Source organism: Neglectibacter sp. X4 (assembly GCF_009917365.1).
Lineage (GTDB): Bacteria > Bacillota > Clostridia > Oscillospirales > Acutalibacteraceae > Acutalibacter.
In genome coordinates, this window is sequence record NZ_QWLE01000031.1 from 1 (window position 1) to 15,038 (window position 15,038).

General features: G+C 56.6%; 15 protein-coding genes. 5 read left to right on the top strand and 10 right to left on the bottom strand.

What is annotated here, in order from left to right; all coding sequences use genetic code 11:
- The first annotated feature begins 121 nt into the window (after positions 1-121).
- Both istA and D1841_RS18720 read left to right on the top strand, forming a co-directional pair.
- Positions 122-1,192 carry an IS21 family transposase gene (istA, locus tag D1841_RS10965; protein ID WP_160643122.1) on the top strand — a complete coding sequence of 357 codons (1,071 nt, stop codon included), beginning with the start codon at positions 122-124 and terminating at the stop codon, positions 1,190-1,192.
- Positions 1,182-1,604 carry a DUF4368 domain-containing protein gene (locus tag D1841_RS18720; protein WP_160643121.1) on the top strand — a complete coding sequence of 141 codons (423 nt, stop codon included), beginning with the start codon at positions 1,182-1,184 and terminating at the stop codon, positions 1,602-1,604. Before istA ends, D1841_RS18720 begins: the two co-directional genes overlap by 11 nt.
- Positions 1,605-1,759: 155 nt before the next feature.
- Here the strand turns inward: D1841_RS18720 and gpmI are convergent, their stop codons facing one another.
- From gpmI to glpK, 7 genes are all read right to left on the bottom strand, one after another.
- Positions 1,760-3,271 (bottom strand): 2,3-bisphosphoglycerate-independent phosphoglycerate mutase, encoded by a 1,512-nt coding sequence (gene gpmI / locus D1841_RS10970; protein WP_160643120.1) that lies wholly within the window; start codon positions 3,269-3,271, stop codon positions 1,760-1,762.
- A 25-nt stretch (positions 3,272-3,296) separates the two neighbouring features.
- Positions 3,297-4,055, bottom strand: a complete 759-nt coding sequence (locus D1841_RS10975) for a class I SAM-dependent methyltransferase (RefSeq protein WP_347563985.1) — start codon at positions 4,053-4,055, stop codon at positions 3,297-3,299.
- A gap of 281 nt (positions 4,056-4,336) precedes the next feature.
- Entirely contained in the window at positions 4,337-5,107 is a 771-nt protein-coding gene (gene tpiA, locus D1841_RS10980) for a triose-phosphate isomerase (protein ID WP_160643119.1), read from the bottom strand.
- A 5-nt stretch (positions 5,108-5,112) separates the two neighbouring features.
- Positions 5,113-5,259 carry a hypothetical protein gene (locus D1841_RS10985; protein ID WP_160643118.1) on the bottom strand — a complete coding sequence of 49 codons (147 nt, stop codon included), beginning with the start codon at positions 5,257-5,259 and terminating at the stop codon, positions 5,113-5,115.
- 70 nt (positions 5,260-5,329) lie between these two features.
- Positions 5,330-6,628: a phosphoglycerate kinase gene (gene pgk / locus D1841_RS10990; RefSeq protein ID WP_160643117.1), complete on the bottom strand. Its 1,299-nt coding sequence runs from the start codon at positions 6,626-6,628 to the stop codon at positions 5,330-5,332.
- Positions 6,629-6,805: 177 nt separating this feature from the next.
- Complete coding sequence (locus tag D1841_RS10995; protein WP_201751285.1) at positions 6,806-7,834, bottom strand: CCA tRNA nucleotidyltransferase; 1,029 nt, start codon at positions 7,832-7,834, stop codon at positions 6,806-6,808.
- A gap of 10 nt (positions 7,835-7,844) precedes the next feature.
- Complete coding sequence (gene glpK, locus D1841_RS11000) at positions 7,845-9,347, bottom strand: glycerol kinase GlpK (protein ID WP_160643115.1); 1,503 nt, start codon at positions 9,345-9,347, stop codon at positions 7,845-7,847.
- A gap of 264 nt (positions 9,348-9,611) precedes the next feature.
- On the opposite strand from glpK, the gene D1841_RS11005 reads away from it, so the two are divergent.
- The 3 genes from D1841_RS11005 (at position 9,612) to D1841_RS11015 (ending at position 12,579) form a co-directional block, all read left to right on the top strand.
- Entirely contained in the window at positions 9,612-10,217 is a 606-nt protein-coding gene (locus D1841_RS11005; protein ID WP_160643114.1) for a helix-turn-helix domain-containing protein, read from the top strand.
- Between the two features lie 242 nt (positions 10,218-10,459).
- Positions 10,460-11,581 carry a Gfo/Idh/MocA family protein gene (locus tag D1841_RS11010; RefSeq protein ID WP_160643113.1) on the top strand — a complete coding sequence of 374 codons (1,122 nt, stop codon included), beginning with the start codon at positions 10,460-10,462 and terminating at the stop codon, positions 11,579-11,581.
- A 152-nt stretch (positions 11,582-11,733) separates the two neighbouring features.
- A complete protein-coding gene (locus tag D1841_RS11015) occupies positions 11,734-12,579 on the top strand; it encodes a sugar phosphate isomerase/epimerase (RefSeq protein WP_160643112.1) in 846 nt (281 codons plus the stop codon).
- Positions 12,580-12,694: 115 nt separating this feature from the next.
- Here D1841_RS11015 and D1841_RS11020 read toward each other — a convergent pair whose 3' ends face one another.
- The 3 genes from D1841_RS11020 to D1841_RS11030 all read right to left on the bottom strand — a co-directional run bounded on the left by D1841_RS11020 (position 12,695) and on the right by D1841_RS11030 (position 14,963).
- Positions 12,695-13,993, bottom strand: coding sequence for a Gfo/Idh/MocA family protein (locus D1841_RS11020; RefSeq protein WP_160643111.1), 1,299 nt, complete (start codon positions 13,991-13,993; stop codon positions 12,695-12,697).
- Between the two features lie 68 nt (positions 13,994-14,061).
- Positions 14,062-14,265 (bottom strand): helix-turn-helix transcriptional regulator, encoded by a 204-nt coding sequence (locus D1841_RS11025; RefSeq protein ID WP_160643125.1) that lies wholly within the window; start codon positions 14,263-14,265, stop codon positions 14,062-14,064.
- A gap of 293 nt (positions 14,266-14,558) precedes the next feature.
- Positions 14,559-14,963, bottom strand: a complete 405-nt coding sequence (locus tag D1841_RS11030) for a hypothetical protein (RefSeq protein ID WP_160643110.1) — start codon at positions 14,961-14,963, stop codon at positions 14,559-14,561.
- Positions 14,964-15,038: the final 75 nt, after the last annotated feature.

Sequence of the window (15,038 nt, forward strand, 5' to 3'; positions counted from 1 at the left end):
TTTTCCCATTTGTCAAGCCTTTTTTATGCTTTTTTCTTATTTTGCTCTTTTATACCTTTAACTTAATGACATTGCCCCATGTGGTATCCTACAACACTTTCATAAGGGAGCGCCACAGTGGATGGAAATCCGAAGCGACAGACAAAAAGGGCTGAGCTATGTGGAGCTGGGACGGAAGTACCACATGGACCCACGGACAGCAAAGCGGTACGCGGAATCACCGCAGAAGCCGGAGTACACATTGAGCGAACCCAAGCCAACAAAGATGGACCCGTACAAGCAGATCGTGGACGAATGGCTGGAGGAAGCGCCGTATTCGGCACTGCGGATTCTGGAGAAGCTGCGGGAGATGGGATTCAACGGGGGCTACAGCATCGTCAAGGCGTATGTGAGCAGCCGGAAGATGGACTTGAATGAGAAAGCAACAGTGCGGTTTGAGACGATGCCTGGTAAGCAGGGACAGATGGACTGGGGGTTCTTCGAGGATCACCTGGTGTACGAGGACGGGAAGTGGAAGAAGCTGTACTGCTTTCTCATGATACTGGGGTATTCGCGGATGCGGTACATCGAGTTTGTAACGGATATGAGCACAAACACACTGATTCGGTGCCATCAAAACGCATTTCGGTACTTTGGAGGATACCCGGAGGAGATTCTGTACGATAACATGAAGCAGGTAGTCATCAAGCGGCTTTTGAAGCAGGAGGACTCCACGCTAAACCGGCAGTTTGAGGATTTCGCGGGATTCTACGGCTTCAAACCTATCCTGTGCCGGCCATACCGAGGTCAGACCAAGGGGAAAGTGGAACGGACGGTTCAGTTTGTAAGAGATAATTTCATGGTGGGGATCAAGTACAACAGCCTGGCGGACTTGAACGGACAGGCCCTGGCCTGGTGCAACAAGGTCAATGGCAAAGTTCATGCCACCACCAACGAGATTCCCTTTGAGCGGCTGAAAAAAGAGGGCCTGAGCCCTCTCTCCCGTGAGTACATCATCGACAAAATCAACCTGAGGCGGGTACAAAAAGACTGCCTCATCTCGTACGCCGGCAATCAGTACTCCGTGCCAGCGGAGTACATCGGCAAAGATGTGGCAGTCGTGGCCCTCGACAGTATGCTGGCTGCGTATTACGAGGGGAAGCAGATCGCTCTGCACCGAATATCGTACCAAAGGAAGGACATTGGAGATTGACCAGCTTATTCAGAAAAGCTATGAAGACATGACCAAGGGCCTGCTGTCCGAGGAACGTTTTGCCACGCTGACGGTATCCCTGGAAAATGAACAGCGGCAGTTGAAAGTGGATATTCCAGCATTGGAGGACAGCTTGAACACCACCGCCGATAAAGCCGATGATTTGCAGAAGTTCATCCAGCGGGCCAGACAGGTGACCCGGCTGACGGAGCTGACGCCTGAAATCGTCCACGAGTTCATTGACAAGATTGTGATATCCAAGCCGGAGAAGATAGATGGCAAGCGGCATCAGAAGGTGGACATCTACTACAGCACCATCGGTCTTTGGACAGCGCCGGAGCCGGAAACGCTGGAACAGGAATATATGGCCTACTATCAAGCCATGCAGAAGCGTAGGAAAAGGACGGCATAGCCGTCCCACATAAAGAGATTTTTTTACAGGTAGCCCGAAGGGTGGCACTTCTTTACGAAGTGCCACCCTTGCCTGCCGGTTCTTTTTTATATACGTATCCCCCTCTGGTCAAAACCAGAGGGGGATTTCATACAGGGCATCTGTTTGGGATCAGCTTACTGGATAATGCTCTCCCCGGTCATTTCAGCGGGCTGGGGCAGGCCCAGGATTTTCAGCATGGTGGGGGCGATATCTGCCAGCCGCCCCCCTGCCCGCAGGGTGCAGGGATGGTTGATGACGCAGAAGGGGACAGGATTGGTGGTGTGGGCGGTAAAGGGAGAGCCGTCGTTTTCCACCATCTTATCCGCGTTTCCGTGGTCGGCGGTGAGCAGCACGCAGCCGCCCATCTCCTTCACCGCTTCCACAACCCGGCCCACGCAGGCATCCACAGCCTCTACAGCCTTTACAGCGGCCTCGAACACGCCAGTGTGGCCTACCATGTCACAGTTGGCGTAATTGAGGATGAGGGCGTCATATTTGCCGGACTTCACAGCTTCCACCATCTTGTCCGTAACCTCATAGGCGCTCATCTCCGGCTGTAAATCATAGGTAGCCACAGAGGGGGACTTCACCAGGATGCGATCCTCGCCGGGATACTGCTTTTCCACGCCGCCGTTAAAGAAGAAGGTGACATGGGCATATTTTTCTGTTTCCGCAATGCGGAGCTGGGTCATGCCCTTCTGGGAGATGTACTCGCCAAAGGTGTTCTCCAGGGATTCGGGCTTGTAGGCCACGTCCACGTTAGGCATGGTGGCGTCATACTGGGTCATGCACACGAAGTTCAAGGGGAAGAAGCCATTCTTCCGCTCAAAGCCGGAGAAGTCCGGATCTACCAGGGTGCGGGTGATTTCCCGGGCGCGGTCAGGCCGGAAGTTGTAGAAAATGACGGAATCGCCAGCTGCAACAGGCTCTGCGCCTTCGCAGACGGTGGGAATTACAAACTCGTCCGTCACTTCCTTGTCATAGGAATTCTGCACAGCGCACACAGGGCACTCTGCCTTTTCGCCCACGCCATAAACCATGGCGGCATAGGCCTTCTCCACCCGCTCCCAGCGGTTATCCCGATCCATGGCATAATACCGGCCCATAACAGTGGCCACCTTGCCCACGCCGATTTCCTCCAGCTTTTTCAAAAGCTCTGCCACATAGTCCTTGCCGCTGCTGGGGGGCACGTCCCGACCGTCCAGGAAACAGTGGACAAACACCTTCTCAAGGCCCATGCGCTTTGCCATTTCCAAAAGGGCGTACAGGTGGGTGTTGTGGCTGTGTACGCCGCCGTCAGACAGCAGGCCCATGAAATGCAGTGCCTTGCCGTTTGCCTTGGCAGACTCCATAGCCTTCACCAGGGCAGGGTTCCTGTCCATTTCCCCGTCTTGGGCGGACTTGGTGATGCGGGTCAGCTCCTGGTACACAATGCGGCCGGCGCCAATGTTGGTGTGGCCCACTTCACTGTTTCCCATTTGCCCGTCGGGCAGTCCCACATCCATGCCGGAGGCCCCGATTTTCGTTACGGGGTTTTCCTTCAAAATCTTATCTAACTGAGGGGTATTGGCGGCTACAATGGCGTTGCCCTCTTTCCCAGCAATGCCAAAGCCGTCTAAAATCATCAGAACGAGAGGTTTTTTCAAATGGTACGACCACCTTTCTATATATTCAAAGCTTTTGCGCCACCAGCAAATAGCGGTGGATGGTTCCTTCCACGCAGCCCTGGCGCTCCAAAATCTCCTGTGCCTCCAACAGCCGGGGCAGGCAGGAATCCACAGAAAAGCCGGGGAATTCCCAGGGGATAATGCGGGCGAACCACACCAGCGCCCCTACATCATAAAAGCGGATGGGCCGAAAGGCCTCCTCTCCCTGCAGGATGGCAAAGCCCGCGCCTGCAAAACGCCTGGCCTGCTCCTCCAGATTCAGCCCTGGAAAGGGCTTAGGCTTACTGGGCAGCAGCAGTTCTACCAAAGCCCGGTCGTTGTCCTCCCCCACCTGCTGGGTGATGAAAAGGCCGCCTGGCTTTAAAATACGGTGCAGCTCTATGGGGTCAAACGCTCCATGGCGGTTTGTCACCACGTCAAAGGCGCTGTCCCCAAAGGGCAGGGCGGCAGAATCAGCCGCCTCCCGGAAATCTATCCCCAGGGGCTTGAGGGTTTCCCCACACAGCTTCACGTTAGGCGGATACCCTTCTGTGGCGCTGGTCAGGGAATACGGGTGCCCCAGGGAGAGCAGGAACTCCCCGCCGCCTGTATCTATGTCCAGCAGGCGGTGCTCCGGCCTCAAGCGCTCTCCTATGACTGCCCTGAAATCCCAGGGCAGATCGTCCTCTTCTTCGTAACGCCCATGGATGTGGGAAAAATCCCAGCCCACCATGCGGACAGCTTCTTCCTCGGCCTTCCAGGCCTTATATAGCTGTTCGTTCAATATATCTGCTCCTTTTCATTTAGTATACCCAAATGCCGGTGCAGAAAGCCTGGCAGCATGGCTCCCGGTGCAGCTTTCAGGCTAATCCCGCACCGGGCCGTTATCTCGAACGAATACCATAAAGGCCCACCTTCCTTCCAAATAGAGAAGCCAAGCAGGCCCGCTGCTCCCTAAGAACAGCGGGGCCTGGTGATTTGTTTTTGGATCAACCCTTTTTGAAAAAAGGGTTGCAGGAATCCAGGGGACAGCGTCCCCTGGCAGGGTTTGGGGCAGCGCCCCAATCAGCCCTTGGTCGCCGCCTCCACAATAGCCGCGAAGTCGGCAGGCTTCAGGGAAGCGCCGCCAATAAGGCCGCCGTCCACGTCGGGCTGGGCCAGCAGCTCGGCTGCATTTGCGGCGTTCATGGAGCCGCCGTACTGGATGGTGATGCCGTCGCCGGCAGCGCAGTCGTACAGTTCCTTAATCGTCTCGCGGATAACAGCGCACACCTCGTTTGCCTGCTCGGCTGTGGCGGTTTTGCCGGTGCCGATGGCCCACACAGGCTCATAGGCGATGATGATGCGCTTTAATTCCTCCTTGGTCACGCCGCCTAAAGCAATCTTGGTCTGCATGGCAACCAGTTCGCTGGTGATGCCCTGCTCCCGCTGCTCCAGGGTTTCGCCTACGCAGAGGATAACGGTAAGCCCGGCGTCCAGGGCAGCGCGGGTGCGGTCGTGTACGGTTACGTCAGTCTCGCCAAAATACTGGCGGCGCTCGCTGTGACCGATGATGACGATGTTCACGCCCATGGAGCTGAGCATGTCAGCGGAAATTTCCCCGGTGAAAGCGCCGGACTTGGCCCAGTGGCAGTTCTCCGCGCCAATCTGGATGTTGGTGCCCTTGGCGGCTTCCTGGGCAGCCCACAGATCTACATAGGGCGTGCAGGCAACCACGTCGCAGCCAGCGTCCTTTACCAGGGGGGCAATGGCGGCAATCAGCTCTCTGGCCTCCTCAGGGGTCTTGTTCATCTTCCAGTTTCCGGCGATAACGGCCTTGCGTACAGCTTTATTCATAAAAATCAGTCCTCCAAAGTTTTTTGCAGATCGCCTTTCAGATCTTCAATAAGCTTCTGTTTTTTTTCCATATCTTCTTCTGCGTGGATGTCATTTAAGTCGCGGATGATCATGCGCAGAAACGCGCAGAATTGTTTATCTGCTCGTCCCATGGGAGATGCTCCTTTTCATGGCAAGTCTGAAAAGAGGGCGGAGAAACCCCCGCCCTCCCGTATCAGGCAATTATTTCTCGTTGAGGCAGGCAATGCCGGGCAGCTCCAGGCCCTCCAGGAACTCCAGGGAAGCGCCGCCGCCAGTGGAGATGTGGGTCATCTTGTCGGCAAAGCCCAGCTTCTCTACAGCAGCCGCGGAGTCGCCGCCGCCGATGATGGAGATAGCGCCGCTTTCTGCCACAGCCTTAGCCACGCTGATGGTGCCGGCGGCAAAGTTCTCCCACTCGGAAACGCCCATGGGGCCGTTCCACACCACAGTGCCCGCGTTCTTCACAGCGTCAGCGAACATCTCGGCAGTCTTGGGGCCGATATCCAGGCCCATCCAGCCTTCGGGAATCTTGGTGGACTCCACTACCTGGCTCTCGGTGTTGGGATCGAACTCCTTGCCCACCTTGGTGTCAACAGGCAGCAGGAACTTCACGCCGTTCTTCTCTGCGTTTGCCATGGTTTCCTTGGCAAGCTCCAGCTTATCCTCCTCGCAGATGGAGGTGCCGATGGAATGGCCCTGGGACTTTAAGAAGGTATAGGCCATGCCGCCGCCGATAATCAGGGTGTCCACCTTGCTGATGAGGTTGTCGATAACGCCGATTTTGTCGGAAACCTTAGCGCCGCCCAGGATAGCCACGAAGGGGCGCTTAGGCTCGGTGAGGGCGCCGCCCATAACGGTGATTTCCTTCTGGATCAGGTAGCCGCACACAGCGGGCAGATAGTGGGAAACGCCTTCTGTGGAGGCGTGGGCCCGGTGGGCGGTGCCGAAAGCGTCGTTTACATAAATTTCAGCCAGGGAAGCCAGGGCCTTGGCGAAATCGGGATCGTTCTTTGTCTCCTCGGCGTGGAAGCGGATGTTCTCCAGAATCATCACGTCCCCGTCCTTCAGGGCAGCGGCCTTTGCCTGGGCGTCGGGGCCGATGCAGTCGGAGGCCATCACAACTTCCTTGCCCAGCAGCTTGCCCAGTTCTGCCGCAACAGGAGCCAGGGAGAACTTCTTCACGTCGCCCTTAGCGGCTTCCAGAGCCTTGGCGGTGGCCTCAGCCTGCTCTGCCTCGGGCATGGCGTCGATCTTTTTCTTCTCCTTCTTGTCCAGCTTCACAGTCTCATTGAAGATGTTGTGGGGGCGGCCCATGTGGGAGCAGAGGATAACCTTTGCGCCATGATCGGAAAGATACTTCACAGTGGGCAGGGCGCCGACAATGCGCTTGGTGTCGGTTATAGCGCCGTCCTTCATGGGAACGTTAAAGTCGCAGCGCACCAGCACCTTCTTGCCGCTAACGTCAATGTCCTCCACAGTCTTCTTGTTGAGATAGTTCATGTCCATGCACTCCTTTATTTTGATAATAAAATTGTGAAAGATTGCACAAATTTCCATCTAAAATTATAGTACAGACCGGCCTGCATTTCAAGACAAAATTTAGGAAAACCGCCACATTTTTGCATATTTTTTTCAGGGGGCACGATATGTAGCCCCCGGCAATGATCAGATGCTTTGTCATACCTGTCCTCCGCGCGCCAAAAGCTTTCGGGCCAAATCCAACAGGGGGCCTTTTTCGTTGGGGGCCTCCCCTGCCCGCACCTGGCCCAGCAAGGTGTGCAGCGCCCTGCCTAGGAAAGGCCCGGGCTGAAAGCCCAGCTCCAGCAAGTCCCGGCCCTGCACTGCCAACTGGCTTATGGGCAGGGGGTTCCCGGCCCATATCTGCATGATTTCCTTCCGCATGCGGTTTGGGAACCGCAGCCGCCGCAGCACACCTTCCGCCTGGGCCGCCGGAAGGCTATGAAGCAGCGCCGCCCACCCGGCAGCGCCGCCTTCGGAGGGCAGCTTTACATCCCCACAGGGTATTTCCGGGAAAAGGACGCGGAAAACCTCTGCATATTCGTGCAGGATTTTTTCCGCCCATGCCCCTGCCAGCAGCTTGTCCATCTCAGCCTGCACCCGCTCGCCGGAAATGTCCTCCAGCAGGCGGGCCAAGGTCAGCAGGGCCTTTTCCGTATTTTCCTCTATGGCAAAGCCCAGCACAGCCCCAAAGCGCAGGCAGCGCAGGATGCGCAGGGCGTCCTCCTGGAAGCGCCGTTCCGGCTCCCCCACGCAGCGGAGAAGCCCCCTCTGCAAATCCGCCTGACCCCCAAAGCAGTCCCGCAGGCCCCTTTGGGGATGCCAGGCCATAGCGTTTATAGTGAAATCCCGCCGGAGCAAATCCTCCTCCAGGCAGGAGGTGAATTCCACCTTGTCCGGGCGGCGGCGATCGGAATAAGCCCCTTCCCGGCGGAAGGTGGTGATTTCCACAGGCCCCCCGGAGGTGATGGCTGTGACAGTGCCATGCCTGAGGCCTGTTTCCGCCTGGGAAAACTCCGCCAGGGCCTTCTTCGTCTGTTCCGGCAGGGCAGAGGTGCATACGTCCCAGTCGGCAGGGGCGCGGCCCAAAAGGGCGTCCCGCACGCAGCCCCCCACGCACCAGGCCTCAAACCCGGCGGCCTCCAGCTTTTCCAGCACCTCTCCCGCATAGGGCGGCAGGCTGAACATCACGTCCCGCCTATTGCTGCCCGGCCCAGCCCATGCTGCGCTTTACGGCCTCGTGCCAGCGGGCAATGTCCTGCTCCCGGCGGCGGGGCTCCATTTCCGGGGTAAACACCGCGTTCTCCCGCCAGATGCCGGCAAGCTCCTGCATACTGTCCCACACCCCTACCGTCAGGCCCGCCATCATGGCGCTGCCCAGGGCCGTGGTTTCCAGGCAGTGGGGCCTGCGCACCTTCACCCCCAGGATGTCGGACTGGTACTGCATTAAGAACCGGCTGCGGGAAGCGCCGCCGTCCACCCGCAGCTCTGCCATGCTCACCCCGGACTCCTTCTCCATGGTGCGCACCAGGTCGCAGCTTTCCAGGGCAATGCTCTCCAAAACCGCCCGGCACAGGTGGGCGCGCTTGGTGCCCCGGGTTACCCCCAGCAAAGCGCCCCGGGCATACATATCCCAATAGGGGGCGCCAAGGCCTGTAAAGGCCGGCACAAAGGCCACGCCTCCCGCGTCCTCCACGCTTTCGGCAAGGGCGTCGGCCTCCTGGGGGGTTTTGATAAGCTCCAGCTCGTCCCGCAGCCACTGGATGGCAGAGCCTGCGTTAAAAGCGCTGCCCTCCAGGGCATAGCACACCTTCCCCCCCACCTTCCAGGCAATGGTGGTGATAAGGCCGTTTTTAGACTTTACAGGGCGGTCGCCTGTGTTCATCAGCACAAAGCAGCCTGTGCCATAAGTGTTTTTGGCCATGCCCTTCTGGAAGCAGCACTGGCCGAACAGGGCGGCGTGCTGGTCCCCCGCAATGCCCGCAATGGGGATCTCCTCCCCCAAAAGATCCGGGCTGCACATGCCCACAATCTCCCCGGACTCGCATACCCTTGGCAGGGCGCTGCGGGGGATGCCCAGCTCTTCCAGCATGGTTTCGTCCCAGCACAGGCGGCGGATGTCAAAGAGCATGGTGCGGGAGGCGTTTGTCACGTCGGTAACAAACGTCTTGCCCTCCGTAAGGGAGAACACCAGCCAGGTGTCAATGGTGCCAAAGCGCAGGCGGTCTTTTTTGGCAAGCTCCCGGGCGGCAGGCACATGGTCTAAAATCCACTTCATCTTTGTGCCGGAAAAATAGGGGTCGATGAGAAGCCCTGTGGCGTCCCGGATATAGTCCTCCATGCCCCCGGCCTTTAAGCGCTCGCACTCCGGGGCTGTGCGGCGGCACTGCCATACAATGGCGTTGCACACCGGGATGCCCGTCACCGCGTCCCAGGCCACAGTGGTTTCCCGCTGGTTTGTGACGCTGATGGCGGCAATGTCCGCCGCCGTCACCCCGGCCTGGGCCACAGCCTGGCGCATGGCAAAGAGGGTGGTGTTGAGGATTTGCACAGCGTCATGCTCCACGAACCCGGGCTGGGGGTAAATCTGGGGGAACTCCTGCTGGCCCATGCCCGCAATGCCGCCGAAGGCGTCGAACAATACGGCCCGGGAACTGGTGGTGCCCTGGTCTAACGAAAGGATGTACTTGCCAATCAACATAGAATCACCTTATTCCTCATCTGTCTTTTTGTGGCTTTCCCACGGAAATATAGGGCTGTCCGGTAAGTTTATGGACATTATAGCATACCAGCAGGCTTTGCGCAAGACAGGGAAAGGGGAAAGAGCCGGCCTGAAAGAGGCAGGAAGGCCTTGCTTTTTCACTCTACGGAGCGTAGAATGGAGGGAGTTTTGGCATATTCTACGGTTCGTGTGTGTGAAAGCGGCGGAAAACAGGCTACAATAGGGCCAGAAAGGAGGCAGGGCATGGATCAAAACAAAACCGGCAAATTCATTGCCGGAGAACGCAAACGCAAGGCCCTCACCCAAAAGCAACTGGCGGAGATGCTGGGCATCAGCGACAAGACCGTATCCAAATGGGAGCGGGGAGGCGGCTTCCCGGAAGTCTCGCTGCTGCTGCCCCTGTGCAGGGAGCTGGATATAACCGTCAACGAGCTGCTGGCCGGGGAGCGGGTGGCGGAGGAGGACTATAAAAAGAAAGCGGAGGAAAACATGATGAACCTTGTAAAGGAAGCCCAGGAAAGCAGGAAGAAGATTATCCTGTCCGCCCTGGTGGCGGCGCTGGCCATTCTGGCGGCACTGCCCCTGGTAATAGTGGCGGGGGCGCTGGAGATGGAAACCTGGCTGCGGTGCCTTTTAATTGGCATCGGCCTTGTAGTGGTCGTTTTAGGCATTATCATCGCCTGCGTTTTAGATCGGGACGCCGGGGCCTTCGAGTGCCCGGAATGCCACGAGCGGTTTGTGCCGGAAATGGGCGCCTACATTATGGGGCCTCACACCATCACAAAGCGGAAGCTGCGGTGCCCCAAATGCGGCGCGGTGAAGTATTGCAGGCACGTGCTGACGAAATAAAAGGGCCAAGGGGCGGCAGGGCATCCTGCCGCCCCTTGCAGTTATGCGTTTGTGCGTTTCTTACAACAAAACATCTGCGGAATAGGGCACTTTGCAGTTGTCATAATGTGGCAAAAGGTTTTTTGCAGTTTTTAGAAAAAATCACAAAAAATGCCTTGCCTTTTTCCAGGTGTTGTACTAGAATATAGGTGCATCCCTGTATGTGGGGCGCATAATTGTTAAAATTCCAGGAGGAGATCCCAATGGCAAAAGTAAAGATCGGCTTTATCGGCTGCGGCGGCATCGCCAACGGCAAGCATCTGCCCGGCATGGCCCAGCAGAAAGAGTATGTTGACCTGGTTGCTTTCTGCGACCTGATTCCCGAGCGCGCCGAGAAGGCTGCCAAGGAATATGGCACCCCCGACGCCAAGGTTTATACCGACTATCATGAGCTGCTGGCTGACAAGAGCATTGACGCTGTGCATGTCCTGACCCCCAACATCGCCCACTGCGAAATCACAGTGGCCGCCCTGGAGGCCGGCAAGCACGTTCTGTGCGAGAAGCCCATGGCTGCTACCACTGCCGACGCCAAGAAAATGCTGGAGGCCCGGGACCGCACCGGCAAGATGCTGACCATCGGCTATCAGTACCGCCACTTCCCCATGAACCAGGTTGCCAAGGGCATTGTGGACGATGGCTGGCTGGGCGATGTGTACTATGCTGAGGCCACCTACCTGCGCCGCCGGGGCGTTCCCACCTGGGGCGTGTTCACCGACAAGTCCAAGCAGGGCGGCGGCCCGCTGATCGACATTGGCACCCATGCTTTGGATCTGACCCTGTTCCTGATGAACAACTATGAAGTGGATTATGTGGTGGGCACTTCCTTCGAGAAGCTGGGCACCCTGCTGGATCCCAAGTTCCAGGGCCAGGTTGACCGCATGGGCAACCAGAATAGCTGGAACAACAAGACCTACGACGTGGAGGATTCCGCTGTAGGCCACATCAAGATGAAGAACGGCGCTGTTATCAACCTGCGCGCTGCCTGGGCCATCAACATGGCTGAGGACAATGGCGCCAACAACGAGGCTTATGCCACGCTGGTAGGCACCAAGGGCGGCCTTGACACTGTTTCCGGGCAGGCCCGCCTGAACCACGTGGTTGCCAGCCAGCCCGCTATCACCATGGTGGGCAACAAGGTTGCTTCCTATATCCCCGGCTTCAGCGCCGGCCCCGCTCCCGTCAGCAAGGAGCATGACATCTGGGTAAAGGCCCTGCGCGGCGAAGGCGAGTTGTTCGTCACGGCTGACCAGGCTTTCGTGGTTACCCGCATCCTGGATTCCATCTATGAGTCCTCCCGCACCGGCAAGCCCGTATACTTCGACTAATTAAAAAACCCGCCGCGATATTGCTCCTGTAATGAAACGGCAGGAATAGTTGGCGTTATCCCCCGTCTCCCAGGCGGGGGATAATATTGCGGTTTTGCTTGCAAATGGGCAGCAAAAGGCTTTTATGCTTTAAACGAGGATGTGTATTGTAATTGGATAACGTAAATCTGCAATTATACTCTTTTGGGTTCGACTGCCCCCTGACCCTGCTGGAAAAAATCAAGAAGGCAGGGGAAATGGGGTATGCCGGGGTGGAGTTTGCCCGGGGCTATCAGGACATCCCTGTGGAGGACGTGAAAAAGGCCCTGGAGGTAGCGGGCGTGAGCGCTGATTCCGCCCACGTGGCTTTTAACTTCATGGAGGAGGATCTCCCCTACCTTGCCAAGCTGGGCGTTACATTCGTTGCCTGCCCCATGGCTGCTTTCAACACAACGGAGGAGGCCAAGGAGACAGCGGAGGAACTGAACAAGTTCGGCAAGCTGGCAAAGGAATATGGCATCACCATCGGCTATCACAACCACACCGGCGAGTTCTATCAGGACAACGGCGTTTACCTGATGGACACGCTGATTGAGAACACAGATCCCGGCACAGTGGCCTTTGAGATTGACTGCGGGTGGGCTTCTGCCGCCGGCATCGATCCTGTGGCGTATATCAACAAGTACGCCGGGCGCATCGCGGCCATCCACATTAAGGAGAACGGCGCTGTTATCGGCGCGGACAAGCCCAAGTCCCGGTATGACGCGCCTCCCAAGTTTGAAATTGGCCCGGACGGGAAGCCTGTATTCCCCCCTGAGTTCAAGAAGATGATGGAGGAACGGGAGAAGCTGAACGTGCCTACCGGCACCGGTATTGTGGACTGGAAAGCTGTGAAGGCCGCCGCTGACGCTCAGCGGGACAACGTGATCTATGTGGTGGAGCGGGAAGCCAGCTATGGCGGCAAAAGCCGCATAGAATGCTTGACAGAAGACATTGCTTGGCTGAAAGCGAACCTGTAAAAACGGAAAAGTTTCCCGGCCCCCTGCTGGCAGCAGGGGGCTGTTTTTTGGCACACACAGAAAGAGGACGGCGGCTGCCGTCCTCTTTTTTCACTGTGTAAACTATCAAAAAGCCTCACTGCTTTTCAGGCAGGCTGGACACAAACTCTTCCAGGTTTACCAGCGCGCCTCCCCGCAGGCGGGACTCCTCTGCCGCCAGGGCCATGAAATGGCTTTCCATGGAGCTTTCCAGGGTGGTGGTGCGCTGGGTGGCCTCCTTGCCGCCCAGCAGCATGTCCAGGAAATCCCCGATGATGCCGCTGTCACCGCCGCCGTGGCCCTTCAGATCCTCTGCAAAAGCGCCTGCGTCAATGGTTTCTTCCTCCTGCCCAAACCGCCGCACCTTGATAATGTTGGACTTCATGTCCGCCTCGATTTCCCCCTTGGTGCCCATGGCTTTGAAATACCGGTAGCAGTCCTGGGTGAAGGCGCACATGGTGAAGCTGATGGTGGAGCCGTCCTCCATGGTCAGCAGGGTCTGCTGGTGATCGACCACGTCGTTGTCGCAGAAATACACGCACCTGCCGTAAGGCCCGGTTCTCAAGGCTTCATAGGTGCTTTCCAGGGTGTTTTCCACGCTTAAAATGGAGGTGGCCCAGCCCTTGCCGCTTTTGATGCCGGTTTTGGGATCGGTAATATAAATCTTCTCCGCGTCAAAGATACACTTGTCCTTCACCTTGCAGCCTTCCAGGCACCGGGGCGCCGCGCCTTCCGGGGCGCACTCCTTTTTAAAAAGCCGGATGCCGCCAATGGAGGAGACGGCCTTGCACTTCTTTCCTGTAAGCCAGGTGAGGATATCCATATCGTGGCAGGACTTCTGCAATATCATAGGGCTGGTTTCCTGGGAATTGCGCCAGTTTCCCCGGACAAAGCTGTGGGCCTGGTGCCAGTAGGCCACGTTTTCATTGGCGCAGATGGACACCACCTGGCCGATTTCCCCTTTGTCCAGCAGATCTTTGAGTATGTTATAAAAGGCGGTATACCGCAGCACATGGCACACGATAACCTTTCCCGGGCAGCCCTTTGCCACCTCCAGAAGCTCCCGGCACTTATCCAGCTCTGGGGAGACAGGCTTTTCCAGGAGAATGTTATACCCTTTCCGCAGCCCGGGGATGGCATGGCCCACATGCTGCCTGTCCATGGTGGACACCACCAGCACATCCGCCAGCTTTTCCTGCTCCAGCATTTCCTCAGCGCTTGCGAAACAGCTTTCCGCCGGGATATCATAAAGCTTTTGGGCCTTTTCCACCTTTTGAGAGTTCAGGTCGGCCACTGCCACCACCTTCATCTTGTCGGGAAACAGCTTCTGCATGGAGGCATACGTGCTGCCCCTGTCCCCAAACCCTGCTATGGCAAATGTAATAGGTGCTTTCATACTTTTTCTCCTTTTCTAAGGCCTGGGGACTGCCCCGCAAGCTCTTTCAGACAGCGCCCCCGGCGGAATCAGTCCTCTGTAAAGGCAAACAGCTCCTCCACTGCCACCTGAAAAACCTTTGCAATATCCATCGCCAGCTTCAGCGATGGGTTATATTTCCCGTTTTCCAGATGGACAATGGTTTCGCGCCTTACATGCACCAATTCCGCCAGTTCGCTTTGTTTTATTCCCGCTTTTTCACGATATTCCTTGACCTTTGTTTTAAGGGCCATACCAATCGCCATGCGATACAGGACTTCCGCAAAAGGAGATGAAGCATCCGCCTTTTGCGCCCAGCATCGTTCCTTTTTCCGTATTTTTCACACTGCCATCGCGCAGAAATACCATGAACCGCGGGAGGCCTTAGAAGCTGTACCAATAGGCACCTGCACAAATCTTTTCGGGAAATTTAGCGGGCTTCAGTGTTGGAAATCCTCGAAATACGAAAGTAATTCTTGCGGTTTCCGCCTTGAACCCCACAAAATTTCCTCGAAAATCTTCGCACCAATCCTATCGGTACAACTTCTTAAACTCCCTTGCTGTCCATTACGCAAAATATGATAAACCGCACCACAGCCAGCACCAATATTGTGCCGACCAGCGCATAGCCCGCCATGGTTCCGTCTATGCATTTGACAGCACAGGCAAAGGCAATGACACTGACAGCGGCTATCATAATTTTTAACCCGACTGCGTCTGTTCTGCGCAAATTTTGAATGGCAAGCTCGTCCTTTTCTTCTTTGCTGAACATGCGGATGCGGTTTGCCTGCAGCACGAAAAAGATAATGGTGAACACCACAACCATGTTCTGGATGATGTCGTAAAAATCGTGCCAGTCCCGTCTGGCCCACATCCAGTAATAGCAGGCAAGAAGCACCGCGTAAATAATCTTGGTTCCTACAATTTCCTTTAACGTGACCTTTGACTTCATGTTCCATTCCTCCATGGGATAAATTTACAGCCGGCGTATGTTATAAATATATCACTCACCACACGCTTTGTCAAG